This window comes from Streptomyces sp. NBC_00029 (genome assembly GCF_045160505.1).
Classification (GTDB): Bacteria; Actinomycetota; Actinomycetes; order Streptomycetales; family Streptomycetaceae; genus Streptomyces.
In genome coordinates, this window is the sequence record NZ_CP108292.1 from 5,388,350 (window position 1) to 5,411,318 (window position 22,969).

Consider the following 22,969-nt stretch of genomic DNA (forward strand, 5'->3'; position numbering starts at 1 on the left):
CGTGTCAGGCGGTGGGTCAGTTCACGCGCAGGGACTCGGTGAACTCCACGCACGCGGCGTGGTCGGGCAGCAGACCGGTCGCGAGGGCGTCGGCCAGCGAGGGGGCGGCCTCGTCGCGGGCGGACAGCAGCGGGATGTCGGCCGGCCACTCGATGCCCAGGTCGGGGTCGAGCGGGTGCACCGAGTGCTCACCCGTCGGGTTGTACGTCTCCGAGCAGAGGTACGACAGCGTCGCGTCGTCGCTCAGGGCGCAGAAGCCGTGGCCGAGGCCCTCGGGGATGTAGACCGCGCGGCGGTCCACGTCGTCGAGGCGGACACCTTCCCACTGGCCGAAGGTGGGGGAGCCGACCCGAAGGTCGACGATGACGTCGAGCACGGCGCCGCGTACGCAGGTCACGTACTTGGCCTGGCCGCGCGGTACGTCGGCGAAGTGGATGCCGCGGACCACGCCCGCGGAGGAGACCGAGAGGTTCGCCTGCGCCAGGTTCAGCGGGTGGCCGACGACCTCGGCGAGGCGGTCGAAGCGGTACCACTCGGTGAACAGGCCGCGCGGGTCACCGTGGAGCTGCGGGGTGACCTCGAAGGCGCCGGATATGGAGAGCTCGCGGAACTTCATCGCGCGTCCTCCTCGGCGAGCAGCATCAGCAGGTAGTCGCCGTAGCCGCTCTTGGTGAGCGGCTCCGCGAGCGCGCGCAGCTGGGCGGAGTCGATCAGGCCGGCCCGCCAGGCCGCCTCCTCGATGCACCCGATCTTGAAGCCCTGGCGCTCCTCGATCACGCGGACGAACTCGGAGGCCTGCACCATCGACACGAAGGTGCCGGTGTCCAGCCATGCGGTACCGCGGTCGAGGATGGTGACATTGAGCTCACCGGCCTGCAGGTACGCGTCGTTGACGGCCGTGATCTCCAGCTCGCCGCGGGCGCTGGGCTTCAGGCCGCGGGCTATCTCCACGACCTGGTTGTCGTAGAAGTACAGACCCGGCACCGCGTAGCGGGACTTGGGCTTCTCCGGCTTCTCCTCGATGGAGATGGCCTGGCCGTTCTCGTCGAACTCGACCACGCCGTACGCGGTGGGGTCCGCCACCGGGTACGCGAACACGCGGCCGCCCTTGGCGTCCGTGTGCTGGGCGAGGCGGGTGCCGAGGCCACTGCCGTGGAAGATGTTGTCGCCGAGGATCAGGGCGACGGACTCGTCACCGATGAAGTCGGCGCCGAGGACGAACGCCTGGGCGATGCCCTCGGGGCGCTCCTGGACGGCGTACTCCAGCCGCAGGCCGAACTGCGAACCGTCGCCGAGCAGCCGCTCGAACTGTTCGCGGTCGTCCGGGGTGGTGATGATCAGGATCTCGCTGATACCCGCCATCACGAGGGTGGAGAGGGGGTAGTAGATCATCGGCTTGTCGAAGACGGGCAGCAGCTGCTTCGAGACTGCCCGGGTCAGCGGCCAGAGTCGAGATCCGGTGCCACCGGCCAAGAGGATTCCACGCATGGGGAGAACCCTATGCGAGAGGGCGTGGGGGAGCCGAGCTCAGCGCATGTGACGTTCGGCGGACCGCTAGACTCTTCGTATTATGCGCATCCTCGTGACCGGCGGCGCCGGCTTCATCGGTTCAGAATTCGTCCGCCAGCAGCTCGGTGCAGATGCCACGGCGCAGATCACTGTCTTCGACAAGCTGACCTACTCGGGCGTCGAGGCCAACCTCGCTCCGGTCGCGGACCACCCCGGATACACCTTCGTCAAGGGCGACATCTGCGACGCAGAGGCCGTCGACCAGGTCATGCCCGGCCACGATGTCGTCGTGCACTTCGCGGCCGAGTCCCACGTGGACCGCTCGATCGCCGGCGCGGGCCCGTTCGTGATGACGAACGTCGTCGGCACCCAGGTGCTGCTCGACTCCGCCCGCAAGCACGGTGTCGGCCGCTTCGTCCACATCTCCACCGACGAGGTCTACGGCTCGATCAGCGAGGGCTCCTGGACCGAGGAGTGGCCGCTGGTGCCGAACTCCCCGTACTCCGCCTCCAAGGCGTCGTCCGACCTGCTGGCGCTGGCCTACCACCGCACCCACGGCATGGACGTGGTGGTCACCCGCTGCTCCAACAACTACGGGCACTACCAGTTCCCGGAGAAGGTCATCCCGCTGTTCGTCTCGAACCTGATGGACGGCCGGAAGGTCCCGCTCTACGGCAACGGCGGCAACGTCCGCGACTGGCTGCACGTCTCCGACCACTGCCGCGGCATCGACCTGGCCATGCGCAAGGGCCGGGCCGGCGAGGTCTACAACATCGGCGGCGGCACCGAGCTCACCAACAAGGAGCTCACCGGCGTCCTCCTGGAGGCCGCCGGCCTCGGCTGGGAGATGGTCGAGCAGGTCGAGGACCGCAAGGGCCACGACCTCCGCTACTCCATCGACATCAGCAAGATCGGTGCCGAGCTGGGCTACGCCCCGCAGATCACCTTCGAGGACGGCATCAAGGCCACCATCGACTGGTACCGCGAGAACCGCGCCTGGTGGGAGCCGCTGAAGGCGAAGGCGGCCCTGCAGAAGTGAGCGCGAACCCGCGAGCCGGACGCTGGCTCGTCACCGGTGCCGCCGGAATGCTCGGCCAGGACGTCCTGGCCGTGCTGAAGGACGCCGGCATCGAGGCCGCGGGCCTGCGCCGCGCCGACCTCGACATCACCGACCCGGCCGCGGTCCGGGCCGCCGTCGAGGGTGTCGCCGTCGTCGTCAACTGCGCCGCCTGGACCGACGTGGACGGCGCCGAGACCGCCGAGGAGGCCGCCACCGCCGTCAACGGCACCGGAGTCCGCGTCCTCGCCGCGGCCTGCGCCGACTCCGGTGCGCGCCTGCTCCAGATCTCCACCGACTACGTGCTGCCCGGCAACGCCACGCAGCCGTACCGCGAGGACGCCGAGACCGGCCCGGTCAACGCCTACGGCCGCTCCAAGCTGGCCGGCGAACGGGCCGTCGCCGAACTGCTGCCGCAGGACGGCTACATCGTGCGGACCGCCTGGCTGTACGGCGAGCACGGGGCGAACTTCGTCGCCACCATGCTGAAGCTGGCCGCCCAGCGGGACACCCTCGACGTGGTCGACGACCAGCACGGCCAGCCCACTTGGTCCTACGCGCTGGCCCGCCACCTCGTCGACCTGGGCCTCGCCGCTCTGGCGGGCACGGCCCCGGCCGGCGTCTACCACGGCACCGCGAGCGGCCGGACCACCTGGATGGGACTGGCCCGCGAGGCCTACCGGCTGAGCGGACTCGACCCCGAGCGGATCAGGCCGACCACCTCCGAGGCCTTCGTACGCCCCGCCGTGCGCCCCGCATACAGTGTCCTTGCTCACGACGGCTGGTCGGCCGCCGGGCTGCGGCCGCTGCCCGACTGGCAGGTCCAGCTCGCCGAGGCGATCACCCGCCCGGCCTTCGCTGATCTGCTGCGACTCCCCTCCACGAGGTGAGCCGCACAGGCTGATCGCCTTCACGCGCACGACGCCGACGGGGCCCGGTATGCAACCTTCCGGGCCCCCTTGGCGTCATGTGCCGTGCCATATGCTTCTCCTATAAAGATGTTGGCCCCTTCGCGCGAAAGGCGCCGTCCGCTGTGCGACTCTCCGTTCTGACCTCCATCACCGGTCTTCTGGTGCTGGGGTACATCCTCGAGCTGCTGCGCCGCCAGCAACTGCGGGAGAAGTACGCGGCGATATGGCTCGCGATCGGATTGCTGGTCGCCCCGCTCGGGTTCGTACCCGACCTGCTGGACCCGGTGGCCCGGAGCCTCGGCGTGGCATCCGGTGTGAGCCTGGTGCTCTTCGTCGGCTTCGTACTGGTCCTGCTGGTGAGCCTGCACCTCAGCTGGGAGACCAGCCGGCTGGAGGCGGAGACCCGCACCCTGGCGGAGGACGTCGCGCTGATCCGCGCGCATCTCGTCCAGCAGGGCGGTTACCCCAGTACGTCGCCGCGCACGGAGGATTCCGGCGCCATCGAGGCACAGGTGAAGTCGTGAACGACGGTCGTCGCGTTCTGATCATTCTTCCCGCCTGGAACGAGCAGGACGGCCTGCCCTCGGTCCTGCGCGAGATCCAGCAGCAACTGCCCCACGTCGACACCCTCGTGGTCGACGACGGTTCGGCGGACAACACCGCCGAGGTGGCCCGGGCGGCCGGTTCGGCCGTCGCGCAGCTGCCCTTCAACCTCGGTGTCGGCGGCGCGATGCGGCTGGGCTACCGGTACGCGCAGCAGCACGGCTACGACGTGGCGATCCAGGTGGACGCCGACGGCCAGCACGACCCGGCGTACGTGCCGGCGCTGCTCGAGCGCCTCGCCGTCGGCGACGCCGACCTCGTCATAGGCGCCCGGTTCGCCGGCGACGGCGACTACACGGTCCGCGGTCCCCGCAAGTGGGCGATGTCCCTGCTGTCCGTGGTGCTGTCGCGGATCACCCGGACCAAGCTCACCGACACCACCTCGGGCTTCCGTGCCTGCAACCGCCCGCTCATAGAGTTCTTCGCCCGCTGGTACCCGGTGGAGTACCTCGGCGACACCATCGAGTCCATGGTGGGCGCCGCCCGCTCCGGCTTCACGGTGCGCCAGATCCCCGTGGCGATGCGCGAGCGGACCACCGGCCGCCCGAGCGCGTCGCCGCTCAAGGCGATGGTCTACCTCACCCGGGCCGGCCTCGTGCTGCTGCTCGCGATGATCCGCCGCATGCCCAAGGAACTGAAGACCTTCACGCCCGGCACCCCGGCGTACGCCGCTTTCCAGCAGCGCACCGCCGAGCTGGTCCGCCGCGAGCTGACCAAGGCCTAGGCGGAGAACATGTCGCGTTTCGAGATCCTCCTGCCGTACTACGGCGACGTCGCGCTGATGCAGGACGCCGTCCGCAGCGTCCTGGCCCAGGACGGCGACGACTGGCGGCTCACCGTGGTCGACGACGGCCGCGAGCCGGGCGTCCCCGAGTGGTTCGAGCAGCTCGCGGACCCCCGCGTCCGCTACCTGCGCAACGACCGCAACCTCGGCGTGACCGGCAACTTCAACCGCTGCGTCGAGCTCGCCGAGTACGAGTACCTCGTACTCATGGGCTGCGACGACCTCATGCACCCGAACTACCTCCAGGTCGTCCGGGCGGCGGCCGACCGCGAGCCGGCCGCGGCGATGATCCAGCCCGGCGTCCAGGTCATCGGCACCGACGGCCTGCCCTTCGACACCCTCGGCGACCGGACCAAGCGCAAGCTCTACGCGCCCAAGGGCCCGGGCCGGGCCCTGCTCGGCGGCGAGGAGCTGGCCACCAGCCTGCTGCGCGGCAACTGGCTGTACTTCCCGTCGATCTGCTGGCGCACCGAAGCGGTCAAGCGCTTCGGCTTCCGCACCGACCTGGGCGTGATCCAGGACCTCGCGCTGGTCGTGGACCTGCTGGTGGCGGGGGAGACCCTGGCCACGACGCCGGAGGTCTGCTTCAGCTACCGCCGGCACGCCGAGTCCGAGTCCTCGGCCAAGGCCTACACCGGCCACCGCTTCGAGGAGGCCAAGCGCTTCTTCGTGGAGACCGCCGACCGCCTGGACCGGCACGGCTGGCCGCGCGCCGCAAAGGTCTCCCGGCTGCACCTCTCCTCCCGGCTGCACGCACTCACCCTGCTGCCCGGCGCCGCCAGGAAGGCCGGCCGGCCCGGTGTCAGCGCCATGCTCCGCCACGCCACGCGCTGAGCGTGCGGCCGATGAAAGCTCCTGGATGAACCCGATAGCGAAACTGCTCAAGGCCCTGCCCCCCGGGACCGCCATGGTCGCGGGGGGCACCGCTGTGCTCGGCGCCGCCTCCTACATCCACCTCGCGGTGGCCGGCCACAGCCTCACCAAGGCCGACATGGCCGGGGTCTCGGTGCTGTGGACGCTGGTGATGTCCGTCGGGATCGGCCTGTTCTTCCCGATCGAGCAGGAGCTCACCCGGATCGTCGCCGCCCGCGTGGTGCGCGGTGAGGGCGCCGCCCCGGTGCTCCGCAGGGCGGGGCTGCTGACCGCCGGCATCCTCGCCGTCGTACTCGGCGCGCTCGCCCTCTTCGCCGGGCCGATCGCCGACCGGCTGTTCCGGGGGGACCGCGAGCTGGTCGCCGTACTCGGCGCCGCCTTCGCCGGAATGGCCCTGTGCTACCTCACCCGGGGCATCCTGGCCGGCACCGGCCGCTTCACCGCCTTCGGCACCCAGCTCGCCGTCGACGGCGGCCTGCGGATCGTCCTGGCCTTCGCCTGCGCCGCCGCAGGGCTGCACTCGGCGCTCGCCTTCAGCCTGATCCTCGTCGTGGCTCCGTTCATCGCCCTGCTCGTCACGCTGGCCCCGACCCGGGCCGCGGCGCGCCCCGGCGGTCCGATCGCCACCCGGGACCTGGTCCGCGGCCTCGGCCCGTTGACCGCCTCCACCCTGCTCGCCCAGGTGGTCGTCAACGCGGCCGTCATGAGCACCCAGCTGCTGGAGCCGACCCGCACCGAACTGATCGCCGGCCTGCTCAGCGCCCTGGTGCTGGCCCGTGTGCCGCTCTTCGTCTTCGGCTCGCTGCAGGCCTCGCTGCTCTCCGGACTCTCCACCGTGGTGGCCGGCGGGGACCACCAGGGCTTCGCCCGGATGCTCCGCAAGGCCTGCCTGGTGGTCGCCGGCCTCGGCGTCGTCGGCGGTGTCCCCGCCGTGCTGCTCGGACCCTGGCTGATCGAGGTCCTCTTCGGTGCCGAGCCCGGGCAGCTCGGCCGCGTCGACTTCCTGTGGTTCGCCGTCGGAACGACCTGCTACATGCTGGCGATGGTGCTCGGCCAGGCGCAGATGGTGCTGCACAAGCACCGCGCCCAGCTCGCCTGCTGGGTGTTCGGCACCGCGGTGCTGCTCGGCATCACGCTGATGCCCGGTGACATCGCGCTGCGCGTGGGACTCGCGTACGCGGTCGGCTCGCTGGCCACCGCCGCCGCGATGCTGCTGAGCCTGCGCGGCGCCGTGCCCCGCCGCACCACCACACCGGTACTCAACGGACATCTCACGGAAGTCTGACCTGTCATGACGCGACTGGCGCCCCTCTCTCCCGCCGACCCGGAGAGCGACCGGACCGCCGGGGACTCCCCGGCGGACAGCCGTACCCCGGCGGGCTGGTGGCACGCCCGATGGGTGGTGCCGTCGGCGCTGGCCCTCGGCTACGTGCTCAACGTGCTGTTCCGGCTGTCGCTGGTCACCAGGCAGAACTACCCGGTGGTCAGCCCGGACGAGTCGATGTACCTGGTGATGGCCAGGATCCTGGCGGGCCGGCCGACCACCGAGATCCCCGGCGACCAGGTCATCCCCGCCGGCTACTCGTTCCTCATCTCGCCCGCCCTGCGCATCACCGAGGACGCGGTGTACGGCTACCACCTGATCATGGGAATCAACGCCCTGATCAGCTGCCTGGTGCTGCCGATGGCGTACTGGGGTCTGCGCCGGCTGAACGTCTCCAAGGCGGTGTCGTACATCGCGGCCACCGTCGCGGTACTGGTCCCGCCGGTCGTCTTCTACTCCCAGTTCGCGATGGCGGACACCCCGCTGCCCGTCCTGGTGCTGGCCTGGCTGATCGGCATGCACGGCCTCTTCTCGGAGGGCACGAAGAAGAGCCGGATCCGGTTCGGCCTGCTGGGCGCCTTCGCCGCCGGCTACTGCCTGCTCACCCACGACCGCGGCGGCGTGATCATCGCGCTGACCGGTCTGGTGCTGCTCGTGGGCCTGGTCTTCAAGTGGGCACCGCGGATCGCCACCGCGTCGGCGCTGGGCGTGCTCGCCGTGATGTTCGTCGGCAAGCAGCTGATGACCACCTGGATGATCTCCCGGATCGACGGCGCAGCCCCGAGCGAGGTCGGCAACGCCGTCTTCCAGACGCTCGAGAACACCCGCCTGATGCGCCGCACCATCATGCGGATGATCGGCCACCTCTGGTACTTCATGACCTCCACCTGGGGCCTGGGCGCCCTGGCCCTGGTGGTCTGCGTGTGCGCGGTCCTCAGCTCGCGCTTCACCCTGGCCAACCGTGTCGTGGCCTTCCTGATGGTCGCGCTGCTGGGCGGCATCGCCCTGGCGGCGGCCGCCGGTCTGCCCAACGACCACCGGATCGACACCATCGTCTACGCCCGCTACCTGTCCCTGCTGGTCCCGGTGTACCTGCTCGTCGCGGTGGCGACGCTGTACCACGTCCGCGGCTGGAAGAAGATCGTCGCACTCGGTGCGGCGGCGAGCGTGGTGACGCTGGGGCTCACGGCGGCCCTGCTCCACATGGCCAGCCAGCAGTGGAGCAAGTCCTGGTTCATCCTGTGGGGCCTGCCCGACAGCACCTTCCTCTCCAGCCTGTCCGGGGAGAACTGGGCGAGCTTCCACGCGACGCGCACCACCGCCGTCGCCCTGATCGCACTCGCCGTCGTCCTGCTGCTGCGCCTGCTCGGCGGCAGCCGCCGCGCCGGGCTCGCCACCGGGGCCGTCGGGGTCGCACTGGCGGTGTTCGCCGGCTGCGCCACCGTCGCGATCACCGAGAACGTCACCGAGCCCTACGCGAACGAGCGCGTGAGCGACGGCACCGGCTTCATCGAGAAGGCCGGCATCCGGCCCGGGGACCAGCTGGTGATGGACAAGGACGTCCGCTGGGAGGTCCGCATGACGATGGCCTACCAGGTGCTCGACGGCCGGGTCTGGACCCGCTCCCTGATCAAGAACGACGCCCCTCCGGCCGAGGCCAACGTCGCCGTGGTCGCCCTCTTCGCGGAGAACGCCGCGGCCACCGAGAGCTGGCGCAACGCCCCGGCCGGCTGGCACGTCGACCGGCACGTGCGCGAGGACAAGTACGTGATCTGGCGCCGGGGCTGATCCAGGCGACCGGGAGGGTGTGAGGGGCGGACCGCACGGTCCCGGTTCCCCTCGCCGCCCGCAGGAGACGAAGAAACGGGTGGACCCCGGCCTGATCGGCCGGGGTCCACCCGTTCTCGGTTCCGGTCCGGCGGACTACTTGGTGAAGTAGCCGGTGATGTCGGCGATGAGGTCGACGGTGCCGGAGTGGTTGTAGAAGCTGACCTTGCCGTCGACCACGGGGACGATCACCAGGTTGGGGATGGTCTGGCCGGCGGTGAAGTTCAGGTTGGAGGCGCTGGAGCGGGTGGTGCCGCTGGGGTAGACCGACACGAAGCTGGACTGCGTCGGGTTGGTCGCGGTCACGTTGAGGACGACCGCCTTGACGCCGGTGGCCGGGATTCCCTCGATGCCCGCGACGGGGAGGGTGACGGAGGTGCCGCCGGCGACCTTGGCCTGCGGTACTCCGAGTCCCTCACGGGTGTCCATCAGCCGCGTCGGGCCGATGTTGGTGTGCGTGGCACCCGAGGTGCTGTCCGAAAAATAGCCGGTGATGTCGGCGATGAGGTCGACGGTGCCGGAGTGGTTGTAGAAGCTGACCTTGCCGTCGACCACGGGGACGATCACCAGGTTGGGGATGGTCTGGCCGGCGGTGAAGTTCAGGTTGGAGGCGCTGGAGCGGGTGGTGCCGCTGGGGTAGACCGACACGAAGCTGGACTGCGTCGGGTTGGTCGCGGTCACGTTGAGGACGACCGCCTTGACGCCGGTGGCCGGGATTCCCTCGATGCCCGCGACGGGGAGGGTGACGGAGGTGCCGCCGGCGACCTTGGCCTGCGGTACTCCGAGTCCCTCACGGGTGTCCATCAGCCGCGTCGGGCCGATGTTGGTGTGCGTGGCACCCTCGCCGCTCCAGGTGAAGTACCCGGTGATGTCGGCTATGAGGTGGACCGCTCCCGAGTGGTTGTAGAAGCTGACCTTGCCGTCGACCACGGGGACGACCACCAGGTTGGGGATCGTCTGGCCGGCGGTGAAGTTCAGGTTCGACGCGCTGGAGCGGGCCGTTCCGTTCGGGTAGACCGACACGAAGCTGGACTGGGTGGGCTCCGTCGCCGTCACGTTCAGGACGGCCGCGGTGACACCGCTCGCCGGGATGCCGGTGGAGCCGCCCGCGACCTGCAGGGTGACGGAGGTGCCGCCGGCCACCTTGGCCTGCGGTACGCCCAGGCCCTCACGGGTGTCCATCAGCCGCTTGGGAGCGACCGGGACGAACTTGATGTCCTTGACCTCGGCGAGGACGGTGACCGGGAGGCTGGTGGCCACCTTGCCGTTCGTCGTGGTCGCCCGGACCTGGACCTGGTGGCTGCCCAGCGCCAGCGAGGCCGACGCCGAACGGGCGGTGCCCGCGACGGTGGCGACCGGCTTGTCGTCGACCAGCAGCTCGAACTTGCTCACCTGGGCGCTCGCCGTGCTGGTGTCGAAGCCGACGGAGACGGGACCGGGGGTCTGGAACGAGGAGCCCGGCTGGGCCGCTTCCCCGTTCACGGAGGTGACCTTCAGCCTGGCCGCGGGACCGGAGGTGCGGAGCGCGTCCAGCTGGGGGTAGAGCGCGTGGCCCGGGCATTGGGTGTTGAAGCCGTCCCGGTGTCCCGAGAGCGTCTTGAACTCGTACGACTGCCCCGCGGTGTAGCTCTTGCCGAAGTAGTTCTTCTGGTCGGCGCCCGCGGTCAGCATCGTCGTGCCGCTCATGTCGCCGTCGTACTGGCCGAGCTTGTAGGCCGCGACCTTGGAGATGGCGTCGAGCGCGGCCTGCGAGGCCCCGGCCTGCGTGTAGTCGCCGAGGACGGAGACGCTCGTCGACTCGGAGTTCCAGCCGTAGGCGTGCGCGCCCTGCACGGGCTGGTCGACACCGCCCTGGCGGCCCTCGAAGATCGTGCCGCACTTGTCGACGAGGAAGTTGTAGCCGAGGTCACGCCACTTGTTCTCGTTCACGTGGTACACGTGCAGGCCGCGGACGATGGCCGCGGACTCGGAGCACTCGTACGGCGCGGAGGCCGCGGTGTGGTGGACGAAGGCCGCCTTGATCTTCGCTCCGGGGAGGTAGACCGGGCCCTCGTTGTTCAGGCTCTCGTCCGCTCCCCACTGGACGCGCGAGACGATCTCGGGCTTCGGCGCCGTGGAGGCGGGGCCCGGAGTGGTCGGCGGCTGTGCGGGCGTCGGCGGAACGGGGTCCTCCGCCGGGGCGGCGAACGCCGCCGGCTCGGCCTTCAGGTCTCCGGACTTCTTGGCGGCAGCGGTGGAACCCGGGTCGACGAGCGCCAGCTCCAGTCCGGCGGGCAGCGCGGCAGTGCCCGCGTCCGCGCCCACGCGGACCTCGGCGCCGTCCGACAGACCGACCCAGACGGGCTCCGTGGAGCCGCGCATCCCGGGGCGCTTGCCGTCGAGGTTCGCCTGCGCCTTCTCCAGGGTGATCCACTTCGACCACTCACCGGTCTTCGCATTGCGCGTGCGCGCCTCGATCGGGCCCTTCACCTCGGCCGCGGGGTCCGACCACGTGACGCCCAGGAGGCCGAAGGGCTTCGTGTCCTGCTGTGCGAGGACGGCCTTGCCGGTCCCCTTGTTCTTCAGGCGGAGCTTGTGGACCTTGCCCGCCACCGGCCCCCGTGCCTTGCCGGGGGCGCTGTAGCGCGGCAGTCCCTCATCGTCCAGGGAGTCGGTGCCGAAGCCGTTGGCCGCCCCCTGGAAACCGAGTACCGCTACGACACCGAGCGCGGCGGCCAGAGCCGTACCGCGCGCACGACCTAGTCTCAAGTTGTTTCCCCAACCCCTTTTGTGAACCGGCCATGTGACAGGCCCGGTTGGCCGGATGCTACTGGCACGCAGTTGCCGCAGGACCGGCGGGGTCGGGCCGGACGGAGGGGAATGAGAGGCTCCTGGGGCAAGCACGCAGAACGTCTCGGGGCGGGTTCATGAGGAACACCAACAACACCAACAACAACGACAACGACGGCAGACGGGGCTTCCCGGACGAGCCGCCGGGATGGCGCACCGGGCCCGCCTGGCAGGAGCAGCGCAGCCGCCCGGGGCCGCTGAAGGCCACCCTCGCCGTGGCGCTCATCGCCGGGCTCGCGCTCGTCGCCCTGCGGCCCGAGCTGGTGATCGACAGGCTCACCGGCAAGGCCGGGGCCCGGCAGGACGCCCGGAGCGCGGCGCCGCTGGCGGCGGAGTCCGTACGCCCCACCGCGCCGCCGCCCGCGCTGCCGCCCGATCAGCCGACGCTGCAGGAACCCTTCCGCGGCTCCCCGGCCCTCCAGTGGGCCGACGGCGCCGCCGGGATCGAGGTCCCCGAGGCCACCGCCCTGGGCGGGATGTCGAAGGAGAAGGTCGCCGACGCACTGCAGAAGACGAAGCAGTTCCTCGTCGCGGCGAACCTGGACCCGGCGACCCTGCGCGGGGAGCGGCCCGCCGGCGCCCTGGCGATCCTGGACCCGCGGCAACCGGAGATCCCGCAGCTGCTGGAGCGGTACCTGACGAAGCCCACGGCGCAGGACACCCCGGTGACGGTCTTCACCCGCTTCGACCCGGCCGAGGCGGGGCCGGTCGGCGACGTCGTCAAGGTGCGCGGCAGCATGCGCGTGGAGAAGGGGGACCCGGGGGAGGTCCTCGTGGTGACGGACTACACCTTCGTCCACCCGCTGACCAAGGCGAAGGGCGGCACGAGCGTGCAGCGCACGATCGTGCGCCGGCAGATCACCCTCGCCCTGCTCGACCCGGCGCGCTGGGAGACCACGCGGGGCCGGCTGCAGCTGCGCGCGTACCAGGCGGAGTGGTCGAACGTGGAGTGCGAGGCGGCCGACGGCTTCCTGCACCCGCAGTTCCCGCTGGACGCGCCGACCGGGCCTGCGGCCACCGGGCCCGCCGAGGATCCGTACGACCGCAGTACGGACATCCAGGGCGAAGGGTGCAGGACCATCACCCGCTCCTGACCGGGGGAGGAGCCCCGCCGGGTGCAGCGCGTGGTGCGGTTTGACCACTCAGCGTGGCGGGGTATTCTCTTCCGCCCGATTGGCCAGGTACGTGCCTCGTATGGCAGACTACTCAAGTTGCTCGGCTGAGTGCCGATGCTGCGCGCCTCCCGCCGGGAGGACCGGAAGCGAGTCCCACAGTACTCGTCGTCCTTAATCTGCCTCTCGGGGCAGCAATGGGGACGGACGTACGGGAATCTTCTGGGAAGTGTCAGCACGGTGCACACCAGGCACTCGGTGGGTGTTTCTCCCCCGAATCGCGGTCACAGGGACCGCACCCCCTTGGACGAGGGAATTTCCGTATGGGAATTTTCTGTAGAGGGAGTGCGACACGCCCGACCGCGTGGGTCGGAGGAGAGGCAGTGGGATCCGTCCCGCAGCCGACCGGGAGCCAGAGCGTTTCCACATACAGACAGGACTACGGAGTAGCCATGGCGGGACAGAAGATCCGCATCCGGCTCAAGGCCTACGACCACGAGGTCATCGATTCCTCGGCGAAGAAGATCGTCGAGACGGTGACGCGCACTGGTGCGTCGGTCGCGGGCCCGGTGCCGCTGCCCACTGAGAAGAACGTGTACTGCGTCATCAAGTCGCCGCACAAGTACAAGGACTCGCGCGAGCACTTCGAGATGCGCACGCACAAGCGCCTGATCGACATCCTCGACCCGACCCCCAAGACCGTTGACTCGCTGATGCGCCTGGACCTTCCGGCCGGCGTTGACATCGAGATCAAGCTCTGAGAGGCGTCGAGAAGATGGCAAAGCAGATCAAGGGCGTCCTGGGCGAGAAGCTCGGCATGACCCAGGTCTGGGACGAGAACAACCGTGTCGTCCCGGTGACCGTGGTCAAGGCCGGACCCTGCGTCGTTACCCAGGTCCGTACGAACGACATCGACGGCTACGAGTCGGTCCAGATCGCCTTCGGCGAGATCGACCCGCGCAAGGTGAACAAGCCCCTCAAGGGCCACTTCGCCAAGGCCGACGTGACCCCCCGCCGCCACCTGGTGGAGCTCCGCACCTCCGACGCCAGCGAGTACACGCTCGGCCAGGAGATCACTGCTGAGGTGTTCGAGTCCGGCGTCAAGGTTGACGTCACGGGCAACAGCAAGGGCAAGGGCTTCGCCGGTGTCATGAAGCGGCACAACTTCCGGGGCCTCGGCGCCGGTCACGGTGTGCAGCGCAAGCACCGCTCCCCCGGTTCGATCGGTGGCTGTGCCACCCCTGGGCGTGTCTTCAAGGGCATGCGCATGGCCGGTCGCATGGGTAACGAGCGTGTCACCACCCAGAACCTGACCATCCACGCGGTTGACGCGGAGAAGGGTCTGCTCCTCATCAAGGGCGCAGTCCCCGGTCCGAACGGCGGCCTCGTCCTGGTCCGTACCGCGGCCAAGGGGGCTTGAGGTAATGAGCACCATTGACATCCTTTCGCCGGCAGGCGACAAGGCCGGTACCGTCGAGCTCCCCTCGGAGATCTTCGACGCGAAGACCAGCGTTCCGCTGATCCACCAGGTCGTTGTCGCTCAGCTGGCAGCTGCCCGTCAGGGCACGCACAAGACCAAGCGTCGCGGCGAAGTCCGTGGTGGTGGCCGCAAGCCGTACCGCCAGAAGGGCACCGGCCGCGCGCGCCAGGGTTCGACCCGTGCGCCGCAGTTCGTCGGCGGTGGCGTCGTCCACGGCCCGCAGCCGCGTGACTACTCCCAGCGGACCCCGAAGAAGATGAAGGCCGCCGCCCTCCGCGGTGCCCTCTCGGACCGTGCGCGTCACTCCCGCATCCACGTCGTCACCGGCGTGGTCGAGGGTGCTGCCTCCACGAAGGCCGCCAAGACGCTGTTCGGCAAGATCTCGGAGCGCAAGAACCTGCTCCTGGTCGTCGAGCGCGCCGACGAGGCCGCGTGGCTGTCCGCCCGCAACCTGCCCCAGGTTCACATCCTGGAGCCGGGCCAGCTGAACACGTACGACGTGATCGTCTCTGACGACGTGGTCTTCACTCAGGCCGCTTTCGAGTCCTTCGTGTCTGGCCCCAAGGCCGATGAGACCGAAGGGAGCGACGCGTAATGTCTGACGCGACCGTTACCAGCAAGACCTTCACTGACCCGCGCGACCTGCTGATCAAGCCGGTTGTCTCGGAGAAGAGCTACGCGCTGCTCGACGAGAACAAGTACACGTTCATCGTCGCGCCCGGCTCGAACAAGACCCAGATCAAGCAGGCTGTGGAAGCGGTCTTCTCGGTCAAGGTCACCGGGGTCAACACGATCAACCGTCAGGGTAAGCGCAAGCGCACCAAGACCGGTTTCGGCAAGCGCGCTGACACGAAGCGCGCCATCGTGACCCTCGCTGAGGGCGACCGAATCGACATCTTCGGCGGCCAGGCCTCCTAACGGAGGTCTAGTCGTCCGGAATCGGACGAGGACTGAGAAATGGGTATCCGCAAGTACAAGCCGACGACCCCGGGCCGTCGTGGCTCCAGCGTCGCCGACTTTGTCGAGATCACGCGGTCCACGCCGGAGAAGTCGCTGGTTCGCCCCCTGCACAGCAAGGGCGGCCGTAACAACACCGGTCGGATCACCGTTCGCCACCAGGGTGGTGGACACAAGCGCGCCTACCGCGTGATCGACTTCCGTCGTCACGACAAGGACGGCGTGCCGGCGAAGGTCGCGCACATCGAGTACGACCCCAACCGCACCGCGCGCATCGCGCTCCTGCACTACGCGGACGGCGAGAAGCGCTACATCATCGCGCCGAAGGCTCTGAAGCAGGGCGACCGGATTGAGAACGGCCCCACGGCCGACATCAAGCCCGGTAACAACCTCGCGCTCCGCAACATCCCGGTCGGTACCACGATCCACGCGATCGAGCTCCGTCCCGGTGGTGGCGCCAAGTTCGCCCGCTCCGCGGGTGCCTCCGTGCAGCTGCTGGCGAAGGAGGGCACGATGGCCCACCTTCGTATGCCTTCCGGTGAGATCCGCCTGGTCGACGCGCGCTGCCGCGCCACCGTCGGCGAGGTCGGCAACGCCGAGCAGTCGAACATCAACTGGGGCAAGGCCGGCCGTATGCGCTGGAAGGGCGTTCGCCCGTCCGTCCGCGGTGTCGCGATGAACCCGGTTGACCACCCGCACGGTGGTGGTGAGGGCAAGACCAGTGGTGGTCGCCACCCGGTCTCCCCGTGGGGTCAGAAGGAGGGTCGTACTCGCTCGCCGAAGAAGGCTTCGAGCAAGTACATCGTCCGCCGCCGCAAGACGAACAAGAAGCGCTAGGAGCGGGTTTAGATGCCGCGCAGTCTCAAGAAGGGGCCCTTCGTCGACGACCACCTCGTAAAGAAGGTGGACGTCCAGAACGAAGCCGGCACCAAGAACGTCATCAAGACCTGGTCCCGTCGCTCGATGATCATCCCCAGCATGCTGGGTCACACCATCGCGGTGCACAACGGCAAGACCCACGTCCCGGTGTTCGTCACCGAGTCGATGGTCGGCCACAAGCTCGGCGAGTTCTCGCCGACTCGCACCTTCCGCGGCCACGTCAAGGACGACCGGAAGTCGAAGCGCCGCTAAAGGCGGGGTGGTTACGACTATGACTTACACCGAAGGGACAACCATGGAAGCCAGGGCCCAGGCGCGGTACATCCGCGTCACGCCCATGAAGGCCCGCCGAGTGGTGGACCTTATCCGTGGCATGGATGCCACGGAGGCTCAGGCGGTCCTGCGTTTCGCCCCGCAGGCCGCGAGCGTGCCGGTTGGCAAGGTGCTTGACAGCGCCATTGCCAATGCCGCACACAACTACAACCACCCGGACGCCTCCACGCTGGTCATCAGCGAGGCGTTCGTGGACGAGGGCCCGACCCTGAAGCGGTTCCGTCCGCGTGCGCAGGGCCGTGCCTACCGGATCCGCAAGCGGACCAGCCACATCACCGTGGTCGTCAGCAGCAAGGAAGGTTCCCGGTAATGGGCCAGAAGGTAAACCCGCACGGGTTCCGGCTCGGCATCACCACCGACTTCAAGTCGCGTTGGTACGCCGACAAGCTGTACAAGGACTACGTCAAGGAAGACGTCGCCATCCGTCGGATGATGACGTCCGGCATGGAGCGCGCCGGCATCTCGAAGGTTGAGATCGAGCGCACCCGTGACCGCGTGCGTGTGGACATCCACACCGCTCGTCCGGGCATCGTCATCGGCCGCCGTGGCGCCGAGGCCGACCGCATCCGCGGTGACCTCGAGAAGCTCACGGGCAAGCAGGTCCAGCTGAACATCCTCGAGGTCAAGAACCCCGAGCTCGATGCCCAGCTGGTTGCCCAGGCCGTTGCCGAGCAGCTCTCCTCCCGCGTCTCCTTCCGTCGCGCCATGCGTAAGAGCATGCAGGGCACGATGAAGGCCGGCGCCAAGGGCATCAAGATCCAGTGTGGCGGCCGTCTCGGCGGCGCCGAGATGTCCCGCTCCGAGTTCTACCGCGAAGGCCGTGTGCCGCTGCACACCCTGCGCGCGAACGTGGACTACGGCTTCTTCGAGGCCAAGACCACCTTCGGCCGTATCGGTGTGAAGGTCTGGATCTACAAGGGCGATGTCAAGAACATCGCCGAGGTTCGCGCCGAGAACGCTGCGGCCCGTGCGGGTAACCGCCCGGCCCGTGGCGCGCAGGGCGCTGGCGACCGTCCCGCCGGCCGTGGTGGCCGTGGTGGCGAGCGCGGCGGCCGTGGTGGCCGCAAGCCGCAGCAGGCTGCTGGTGCCGAGGCCCCCAAGGCCGACGCTCCCGCCGCCGCTCCGGCCGAGAGCACCGGAACGGAGGCCTGACCGACATGCTGATCCCTCGTAGGGTCAAGCACCGCAAGCAGCACCACCCGAAGCGCAGCGGTATGGCCAAGGGCGGTACTGAGGTCTCGTTCGGCGAGTACGGCATCCAGGCGCTGACCCCGGCGTACGTGACGAACCGCCAGATCGAGGCGGCTCGTATTGCGATGACCCGCCACATCAAGCGTGGCGGCAAGGTCTGGATCAACATCTACCCGGACCGCCCGCTGACGAAGAAGCCGGCCGAAACCCGCATGGGTTCCGGTAAGGGTTCTCCCGAGTGGTGGATCGCCAACGTGCACCCGGGCCGGGTCATGTTCGAGCTGTCCTACCCGAACGAGAAGATTGCTCGTGAGGCGCTCACCCGCGCTGCTCACAAGCTTCCGATGAAGTGCCGGATTGTTCGGCGCGAGGCAGGTGAGTCGTGATGGCGACGGGAACCAAGGCGTCCGAGCTGCGTGAGCTCGGCAACGAGGAGCTCGTTGGCAAGCTGCGCGAGGCCAAGGAGGAGCTGTTCAAGCTCCGCTTCCAGGCGGCCACGGGTCAGCTGGAGAACAACGGCCGGCTCAAGTCCGTCCGTAAGGACATCGCTCGCATCTACACCCTGATGCACGAGCGTGAGCTCGGTATCGAGACGGTGGAGAGCGCCTGATGAGCGAGAACAACGTGACTGAGAAGACCGAGCGCGGTTTCCGCAAGACCCGTGAGGGTCTGGTCGTCAGCGACAAGATGGACAAGACCGTCGTCGTCGCCGTCGAGGACCGCGTGAAGCACGCCCTGTACGGCAAGGTCATCCGCCGTACGAACAAGCTCAAGGCTCACGACGAGCAGAACGCTGCCGGCGTCGGCGACCGCGTCCTCATCATGGAGACGCGTCCGCTGTCGGCGAGCAAGCGCTGGCGCATCGTCGAGATCCTCGAGAAGGCCAAGTAAGCACCTGAGGGGTTTCCCTTAGGTTCGTTCCGCCAGGCTCGGTGGGGGCGACGCTCTCCGGAGTGAAGCCCCCGCCGGGAACCGGCAGACAAACAGGAGATACACGTGATCCAGCAGGAGTCGCGACTGCGTATCGCCGACAACACTGGTGCCAAGGAAATCCTTTGCATCCGTGTTCTCGGTGGTTCCGGTCGCCGCTACGCGGGCATCGGTGACGTCATCGTCGCCACCGTCAAGGACGCGATCCCCGGTGGCAACGTGAAGAAGGGTGACGTCGTCAAGGCGGTCATCGTTCGCACCGTCAAGGAGCGTCGCCGCCAGGACGGCTCGTACATCCGCTTTGACGAGAACGCCGCCGTCATTCTGAAGAACGACGGCGACCCTCGCGGCACCCGTATCTTCGGCCCGGTGGGCCGTGAGCTGCGCGAGAAGAAGTTCATGAAGATCATCTCGCTCGCGCCGGAGGTGCTGTAAGCATGAAGATCAAGAAGGGCGACCTGGTCCAGGTCATCACCGGTAAGGACAAGGGCAAGCAGGGCAAGGTCATCGTTGCCTTCCCCGCCGACAACCGTGTCCTCGTCGAGGGTGTCAACCGGGTCAAGAAGCACACCAAGGCTGCGCAGAACCAGGCCGGTGGCATTGTGATCACCGAGGCCCCGGTCCACGTCAGCAACGTTCAGCTGGTTGTGGAGAAGGACGGCAAGAAGGTCGTCACCCGCGTCGGCTACCGCTTCGACGACGAGGGCAACAAGATCCGCGTTGCCAAGCGGACGGGTGAGGACATCTGATGGCTACCACTCCGCGTCTCAAGACGAAGTACCGCGAGGACATCGCGGGCAAGCTGCGTGAGGAGTTCTCCTACGAGAACGTCATGCAGATTCCCGGCCTCGTGAAGATCGTGGTCAACATGGGTGTGGGCGACGCCGCCCGCGACTCCAAGCTGATCGACGGCGCCATCAAGGACCTGACGACGATCACCGGTCAGAAGCCGGCCGTCACGAAGGCCCGCAAGTCCATCGCGCAGTTCAAGCTGCGCGAGGGTCAGCCGATCGGCTGCCACGTCACCCTCCGTGGTGACCGCATGTGGGAGTTCCTGGACCGTACGCTGTCGCTCGCGCTTCCGCGTATCCGTGACTTCCGTGGTCTGTCGCCGAAGCAGTTCGACGGCCGTGGCAACTACACCTTCGGTCTCACGGAGCAGGTCATGTTCCACGAGATCGACCAGGACAAGATCGACCGTACCCGGGGTATGGACATCACCGTGGTCACCACGGCGACCAACGACGACGAGGGCCGTGCCCTCCTTCGTCACCTCGGCTTCCCCTTCAAGGAGGCGTAAGCGAGATGGCGAAGAAGGCTCTCATCGCGAAGGCTGCCCGTAAGCCCAAGTTCGGTGTGCGTGCGTACACCCGCTGCCAGCGCTGCGGTCGCCCCCACTCCGTGTACCGCAAGTTCGGCCTGTGCCGCGTGTGCCTTCGTGAGATGGCTCACCGTGGCGAGCTGCCGGGCGTGACCAAGAGCTCCTGGTAAATCACCCTCGTCCGTAAGGACTTGGGGAGTACCAGGCACTCTCGGTAAGCATCTGGACGGTGGGTGCCCGGCCGCGCATGCCTTAGGCTTGTGTGGTTGGGCGTCCGCCGCCCATAACGACTTACTACGCCGTAGGTCCCCGCACCGCACCCGTCCCGCCACTGAGTGGGGAGAGGGATGGCGCATACAGGAAACCCCGGCGAGAGAGGCCGAAGGCCACTTCATGACCATGACTGACCCGATCGCAGACATGCTCACGCGTCTGCGTAACGCTAACTCGGCGTACCACGACACCGTCGTGATGCCGCACAGCAAGATCAAGTCGCACATCGCAGAGATCCTCAAGCAGGAGGGTTTCATCACCGGCTGGAAGGTCGAGGACGCCGAGGTCGGCAAGAACCTCGTCCTCGAGCTGAAGTTCGGGCCGAACCGCGAGCGCTCCATTGCGGGCATCAAGCGGATCTCGAAGCCCGGTCTGCGCGTGTACGCGAAGTCCACCAACCTGCCGAAGGTGCTCGGCGGCCTGGGCGTGGCGATCATCTCCACGTCGCACGGTCTGCTCACCGGCCAGCAGGCAGGCAAGAAGGGCGTAGGTGGGGAAGTCCTCGCCTACGTCTGGTAGTCGGGAACGGAGGAAAAGCAATGTCGCGAATCGGCAAGCTCCCCATCCAGGTTCCCGCCGGTGTGGACGTCACCATCGATGGCAGCACGGTTGCGGTTAAGGGCCCCAAGGGTTCCCTCACCCACACCGTCAAGGCTCCCATCGCCGTCGTGAAGGGCGAGGACGGCGTTCTGAACGTCACCCGTCCGAACGACGAGCGTCAGAACAAGGCCCTGCACGGCCTGTCCCGCACGCTGGTGGCGAACATGATCACCGGTGTGACCACGGGATACGTCAAGGCTCTCGAGATCAGCGGTGTCGGTTACCGTGTCCTGGCGAAGGGCTCCAACCTGGAGTTCCAGCTGGGTTACAGCCACCCGATCCTGGTGGAGGCGCCCGAGGGCATCTCCTTCAAGGTCGAGTCGCCGACCAAGTTCTCGGTCGAGGGCATCGACAAGCAGAAGGTCGGCGAGGTCGCCGCCAACATCCGCAAGCTGCGGAAGCCCGACCCGTACAAGGCCAAGGGTGTCAAGTACGCCGGCGAAGTCATCCGCCGCAAGGTCGGAAAGGCTGGTAAGTAGCCATGGCATACGGTGTGAAGATCGCCAAGGGCGACGCGTACAAGCGCGCTGCCAAGGCTCGCCGCCACATCCGCATTCGCAAGAACGTGTCGGGTACGGCGGAGCGTCCGCGCCTCGTCGTGACGCGTTCGAACCGCAACATCGTTGCTCAGGTCATCGACGACCTCCAGGGTCACACCCTGGCGTCCGCGTCGACCCTGGACACCTCGATCCGCGGTGGCGAAGGCGACAAGAGCGCCCAGGCCCAGGCCGTCGGCGCGCTCGTCGCCGAGCGTGCGAAGGCTGCGGGAGTCGAGACCGTCGTGTTCGACCGCGGTGGCAACCGATACGCCGGGCGCATTGCCGCTCTGGCTGACGCCGCCCGCGAAGCCGGGCTGAAGTTCTAAGCCCCGGTTCCGGGACTCACGGACGTAACAGAGAGAGGTAATCCAATGGCTGGACCCCAGCGCCGCGGAAGCGGTGCCGGTGGCGGCGAGCGGCGGGACCGGAAGGGTCGCGACGGTGGCCCTGCCGCCGAGAAGACCGCTTACGTTGAGCGCGTTGTCGCGATCAACCGCGTCGCCAAGGTTGTCAAGGGTGGTCGCCGCTTCAGCTTCACCGCGCTGGTCGTGGTGGGCGACGGTGACGGCACTGTAGGTGTCGGTTACGGCAAGGCCAAGGAAGTTCCCGCGGCCATCGCCAAGGGTGTCGAGGAAGCGAAGAAGAACTTCTTCAAGGTTCCGCGCATCCAGGGCACCATTCCTCACCCGATCCAGGGCGAGAAGGCTGCGGGCGTCGTCCTGCTGAAGCCTGCTTCCCCCGGTACCGGTGTTATCGCCGGTGGCCCGGTGCGCGCCGTTCTGGAGTGCGCCGGCGTTCACGACATCCTGTCGAAGTCCCTGGGCTCCGACAACGCGATCAACATCGTGCACGCGACCGTGGCGGCCCTCCAGGGCCTGCAGCGTCCCGAGGAGATCGCGGCTCGCCGTGGTCTGCCCCTCGAGGACGTCGCCCCCGCGGCTCTGCTTCGTGCACGTGCTGGGGCGGGTGCGTAATGGCTCGCCTCAAGATCACGCAGACGAAGTCGTACATCGGCAGCAAGCAGAACCACCGCGACACGCTGCGTTCGCTCGGGCTCAAGCGCCTGAACGACGTCGTCGTCAAGGAGGACCGCCCCGAGTTCCGCGGAATGGTGCAGACCGTCCGCCACCTCGTGACGGTTGAGGAGGTTGACTAATCATGGCTGAGAACAGCCCGCTGAAGGCCCACAACCTCCGTCCCGCCCCCGGCGCCAAGACCGCGAAGACCCGTGTCGGTCGTGGTGAGGCGTCGAAGGGTAAGACGGCCGGTCGTGGTACGAAGGGCCAGAAGGCCCGTTACCAGATCCCGCAGCGCTTCGAGGGTGGGCAGATGCCCCTCCACATGCGCCTGCCGAAGCTCAAGGGCTTCAAGAACCCGTTCCGCACCGAGTTCCAGGTTGTCAACCTGGACAAGCTCGGCGCTCTCTACCCCGAGGGTGGAGAAGTCACGGTGGCCGACCTGGTCGCCAAGGGCGCGGTTCGCAAGAACAGCCTCGTCAAGGTCCTGGGCCAGGGCGAGATCTCCGTGGCGCTGCAGGTTTCGGTTGACGCCGTTTCCGCCTCCGCCAAGGAGAAGATTGCCGCTGCCGGCGGCACCGTCACCGAGCTCGTCTAAGACGATTTCAGTGGCTGAATAGC

The 22,969-nt window shown here is 68.2% G+C and carries 32 protein-coding genes; 29 read left to right on the top strand and 3 right to left on the bottom strand.

From position 1 onward, the window contains the following. Window positions 1-16 precede the first annotated feature (16 nt). Together rfbC and rfbA are read right to left on the bottom strand one after the other, a co-directional pair. On the bottom strand, window positions 17-616 hold the full coding sequence (gene rfbC, locus OG753_RS25255) for a dTDP-4-dehydrorhamnose 3,5-epimerase (protein WP_327263980.1): 600 nt from the start codon (window positions 614-616) through the stop codon (window positions 17-19). After that, window positions 613-1,488, bottom strand: coding sequence for a glucose-1-phosphate thymidylyltransferase RfbA (gene rfbA / locus OG753_RS25260; RefSeq protein ID WP_052876416.1), 876 nt, complete (start codon window positions 1,486-1,488; stop codon window positions 613-615). Before rfbA ends, rfbC begins: the two co-directional genes overlap by 4 nt. An 82-nt stretch (window positions 1,489-1,570) precedes the next feature. On the opposite strand from rfbA, the gene rfbB reads away from it, so the two are divergent. The 7 genes from rfbB to OG753_RS25295 all read left to right on the top strand — a co-directional run bounded on the left by rfbB (window position 1,571) and on the right by OG753_RS25295 (window position 8,849). Then, the gene (gene rfbB / locus OG753_RS25265) at window positions 1,571-2,548 is read left to right on the top strand and encodes a dTDP-glucose 4,6-dehydratase (RefSeq protein ID WP_327263981.1); all 978 of its coding nucleotides are present in this window, start codon (window positions 1,571-1,573) and stop codon (window positions 2,546-2,548) included. After that, window positions 2,545-3,456: a dTDP-4-dehydrorhamnose reductase gene (gene rfbD / locus OG753_RS25270; RefSeq protein WP_327263982.1), complete on the top strand. Its 912-nt coding sequence runs from the start codon at window positions 2,545-2,547 to the stop codon at window positions 3,454-3,456. The genes rfbB and rfbD overlap by 4 nt, the downstream gene beginning before the upstream one ends. A gap of 143 nt (window positions 3,457-3,599) precedes the next feature. Then, the gene (locus OG753_RS25275; protein WP_327263983.1) at window positions 3,600-4,001 is read left to right on the top strand and encodes a DUF2304 domain-containing protein; all 402 of its coding nucleotides are present in this window, start codon (window positions 3,600-3,602) and stop codon (window positions 3,999-4,001) included. Beyond that, complete coding sequence (locus OG753_RS25280; RefSeq protein WP_405790235.1) at window positions 3,998-4,804, top strand: glycosyltransferase family 2 protein; 807 nt, start codon at window positions 3,998-4,000, stop codon at window positions 4,802-4,804. Before OG753_RS25275 ends, OG753_RS25280 begins: the two co-directional genes overlap by 4 nt. Before the next feature lie 9 nt (window positions 4,805-4,813). After that, the gene (locus tag OG753_RS25285) at window positions 4,814-5,698 is read left to right on the top strand and encodes a glycosyltransferase (protein ID WP_327263985.1); all 885 of its coding nucleotides are present in this window, start codon (window positions 4,814-4,816) and stop codon (window positions 5,696-5,698) included. A gap of 25 nt (window positions 5,699-5,723) precedes the next feature. Further along, a complete protein-coding gene (locus OG753_RS25290) occupies window positions 5,724-7,022 on the top strand; it encodes a hypothetical protein (RefSeq protein ID WP_327263986.1) in 1,299 nt (432 codons plus the stop codon). A gap of 6 nt (window positions 7,023-7,028) precedes the next feature. Further along, the gene (locus OG753_RS25295) at window positions 7,029-8,849 is read left to right on the top strand and encodes a phospholipid carrier-dependent glycosyltransferase (RefSeq protein WP_327263987.1); all 1,821 of its coding nucleotides are present in this window, start codon (window positions 7,029-7,031) and stop codon (window positions 8,847-8,849) included. 135 nt (window positions 8,850-8,984) lie between these two features. Here the strand turns inward: OG753_RS25295 and OG753_RS25300 are convergent, their stop codons facing one another. Beyond that, window positions 8,985-11,636, bottom strand: a complete 2,652-nt coding sequence (locus tag OG753_RS25300; protein WP_405790238.1) for a peptidoglycan recognition protein — start codon at window positions 11,634-11,636, stop codon at window positions 8,985-8,987. Between the two features lie 158 nt (window positions 11,637-11,794). Here OG753_RS25300 and OG753_RS25305 point away from each other — a divergent pair, with 158 nt between their 5' ends. The 22 genes from OG753_RS25305 (at window position 11,795) to rplO (ending at window position 22,946) form a co-directional block, all read left to right on the top strand. Further along, complete coding sequence (locus OG753_RS25305; protein ID WP_405790240.1) at window positions 11,795-12,811, top strand: hypothetical protein; 1,017 nt, start codon at window positions 11,795-11,797, stop codon at window positions 12,809-12,811. A 470-nt stretch (window positions 12,812-13,281) separates the two neighbouring features. Beyond that, window positions 13,282-13,590, top strand: coding sequence for a 30S ribosomal protein S10 (gene rpsJ, locus OG753_RS25310; protein WP_003948644.1), 309 nt, complete (start codon window positions 13,282-13,284; stop codon window positions 13,588-13,590). A 14-nt stretch (window positions 13,591-13,604) separates the two neighbouring features. Further along, window positions 13,605-14,249 carry a 50S ribosomal protein L3 gene (gene rplC, locus OG753_RS25315; RefSeq protein WP_007265899.1) on the top strand — a complete coding sequence of 215 codons (645 nt, stop codon included), beginning with the start codon at window positions 13,605-13,607 and terminating at the stop codon, window positions 14,247-14,249. A 4-nt stretch (window positions 14,250-14,253) separates the two neighbouring features. Then, the gene (gene rplD / locus OG753_RS25320) at window positions 14,254-14,904 is read left to right on the top strand and encodes a 50S ribosomal protein L4 (RefSeq protein ID WP_030767300.1); all 651 of its coding nucleotides are present in this window, start codon (window positions 14,254-14,256) and stop codon (window positions 14,902-14,904) included. After that, on the top strand, window positions 14,904-15,227 hold the full coding sequence (gene rplW / locus OG753_RS25325) for a 50S ribosomal protein L23 (RefSeq protein WP_215023440.1): 324 nt from the start codon (window positions 14,904-14,906) through the stop codon (window positions 15,225-15,227). Before rplD ends, rplW begins: the two co-directional genes overlap by 1 nt. 39 nt (window positions 15,228-15,266) lie before the next feature. Continuing rightward, on the top strand, window positions 15,267-16,103 hold the full coding sequence (gene rplB, locus OG753_RS25330) for a 50S ribosomal protein L2 (protein ID WP_008739715.1): 837 nt from the start codon (window positions 15,267-15,269) through the stop codon (window positions 16,101-16,103). A 12-nt stretch (window positions 16,104-16,115) separates the two neighbouring features. After that, a complete protein-coding gene (gene rpsS / locus OG753_RS25335; protein ID WP_008739713.1) occupies window positions 16,116-16,397 on the top strand; it encodes a 30S ribosomal protein S19 in 282 nt (93 codons plus the stop codon). A 43-nt stretch (window positions 16,398-16,440) separates the two neighbouring features. After that, the gene (rplV, locus tag OG753_RS25340) at window positions 16,441-16,788 is read left to right on the top strand and encodes a 50S ribosomal protein L22 (RefSeq protein ID WP_037792011.1); all 348 of its coding nucleotides are present in this window, start codon (window positions 16,441-16,443) and stop codon (window positions 16,786-16,788) included. Beyond that, window positions 16,788-17,630 carry a 30S ribosomal protein S3 gene (gene rpsC / locus OG753_RS25345; protein WP_008739710.1) on the top strand — a complete coding sequence of 281 codons (843 nt, stop codon included), beginning with the start codon at window positions 16,788-16,790 and terminating at the stop codon, window positions 17,628-17,630. The genes rplV and rpsC overlap by 1 nt, the downstream gene beginning before the upstream one ends. Window positions 17,631-17,635: 5 nt before the next feature. Further along, entirely contained in the window at window positions 17,636-18,055 is a 420-nt protein-coding gene (rplP, locus tag OG753_RS25350; protein ID WP_112447745.1) for a 50S ribosomal protein L16, read from the top strand. Continuing rightward, window positions 18,055-18,279, top strand: a complete 225-nt coding sequence (rpmC, locus tag OG753_RS25355; RefSeq protein WP_008739703.1) for a 50S ribosomal protein L29 — start codon at window positions 18,055-18,057, stop codon at window positions 18,277-18,279. The genes rplP and rpmC overlap by 1 nt, the downstream gene beginning before the upstream one ends. Further along, window positions 18,279-18,560 carry a 30S ribosomal protein S17 gene (gene rpsQ, locus OG753_RS25360; RefSeq protein ID WP_030008467.1) on the top strand — a complete coding sequence of 94 codons (282 nt, stop codon included), beginning with the start codon at window positions 18,279-18,281 and terminating at the stop codon, window positions 18,558-18,560. The genes rpmC and rpsQ overlap by 1 nt, the downstream gene beginning before the upstream one ends. A 105-nt stretch (window positions 18,561-18,665) precedes the next feature. Beyond that, the gene (gene rplN / locus OG753_RS25365) at window positions 18,666-19,034 is read left to right on the top strand and encodes a 50S ribosomal protein L14 (RefSeq protein WP_008739701.1); all 369 of its coding nucleotides are present in this window, start codon (window positions 18,666-18,668) and stop codon (window positions 19,032-19,034) included. A 2-nt stretch (window positions 19,035-19,036) separates the two neighbouring features. Further along, complete coding sequence (gene rplX / locus OG753_RS25370; protein ID WP_030008468.1) at window positions 19,037-19,348, top strand: 50S ribosomal protein L24; 312 nt, start codon at window positions 19,037-19,039, stop codon at window positions 19,346-19,348. After that, window positions 19,348-19,899 (top strand): 50S ribosomal protein L5, encoded by a 552-nt coding sequence (gene rplE / locus OG753_RS25375; RefSeq protein ID WP_030388859.1) that lies wholly within the window; start codon window positions 19,348-19,350, stop codon window positions 19,897-19,899. Before rplX ends, rplE begins: the two co-directional genes overlap by 1 nt. Window positions 19,900-19,904: 5 nt before the next feature. Beyond that, window positions 19,905-20,090 carry a type Z 30S ribosomal protein S14 gene (locus OG753_RS25380; RefSeq protein WP_003956452.1) on the top strand — a complete coding sequence of 62 codons (186 nt, stop codon included), beginning with the start codon at window positions 19,905-19,907 and terminating at the stop codon, window positions 20,088-20,090. Window positions 20,091-20,313: 223 nt separating this feature from the next. Further along, the gene (gene rpsH, locus OG753_RS25385; RefSeq protein WP_007265911.1) at window positions 20,314-20,712 is read left to right on the top strand and encodes a 30S ribosomal protein S8; all 399 of its coding nucleotides are present in this window, start codon (window positions 20,314-20,316) and stop codon (window positions 20,710-20,712) included. 20 nt (window positions 20,713-20,732) lie between these two features. Further along, entirely contained in the window at window positions 20,733-21,272 is a 540-nt protein-coding gene (rplF, locus tag OG753_RS25390) for a 50S ribosomal protein L6 (protein WP_327263990.1), read from the top strand. A gap of 2 nt (window positions 21,273-21,274) precedes the next feature. Beyond that, the gene (rplR, locus tag OG753_RS25395; protein ID WP_008739696.1) at window positions 21,275-21,658 is read left to right on the top strand and encodes a 50S ribosomal protein L18; all 384 of its coding nucleotides are present in this window, start codon (window positions 21,275-21,277) and stop codon (window positions 21,656-21,658) included. 45 nt (window positions 21,659-21,703) lie between these two features. After that, on the top strand, window positions 21,704-22,306 hold the full coding sequence (gene rpsE, locus OG753_RS25400; protein ID WP_030388857.1) for a 30S ribosomal protein S5: 603 nt from the start codon (window positions 21,704-21,706) through the stop codon (window positions 22,304-22,306). Then, window positions 22,306-22,488: a 50S ribosomal protein L30 gene (gene rpmD / locus OG753_RS25405; protein ID WP_053682614.1), complete on the top strand. Its 183-nt coding sequence runs from the start codon at window positions 22,306-22,308 to the stop codon at window positions 22,486-22,488. The genes rpsE and rpmD overlap by 1 nt, the downstream gene beginning before the upstream one ends. A gap of 2 nt (window positions 22,489-22,490) precedes the next feature. After that, on the top strand, window positions 22,491-22,946 hold the full coding sequence (rplO, locus tag OG753_RS25410; protein ID WP_030008473.1) for a 50S ribosomal protein L15: 456 nt from the start codon (window positions 22,491-22,493) through the stop codon (window positions 22,944-22,946). The last annotated feature ends 23 nt before the right edge of the window (window positions 22,947-22,969 follow it).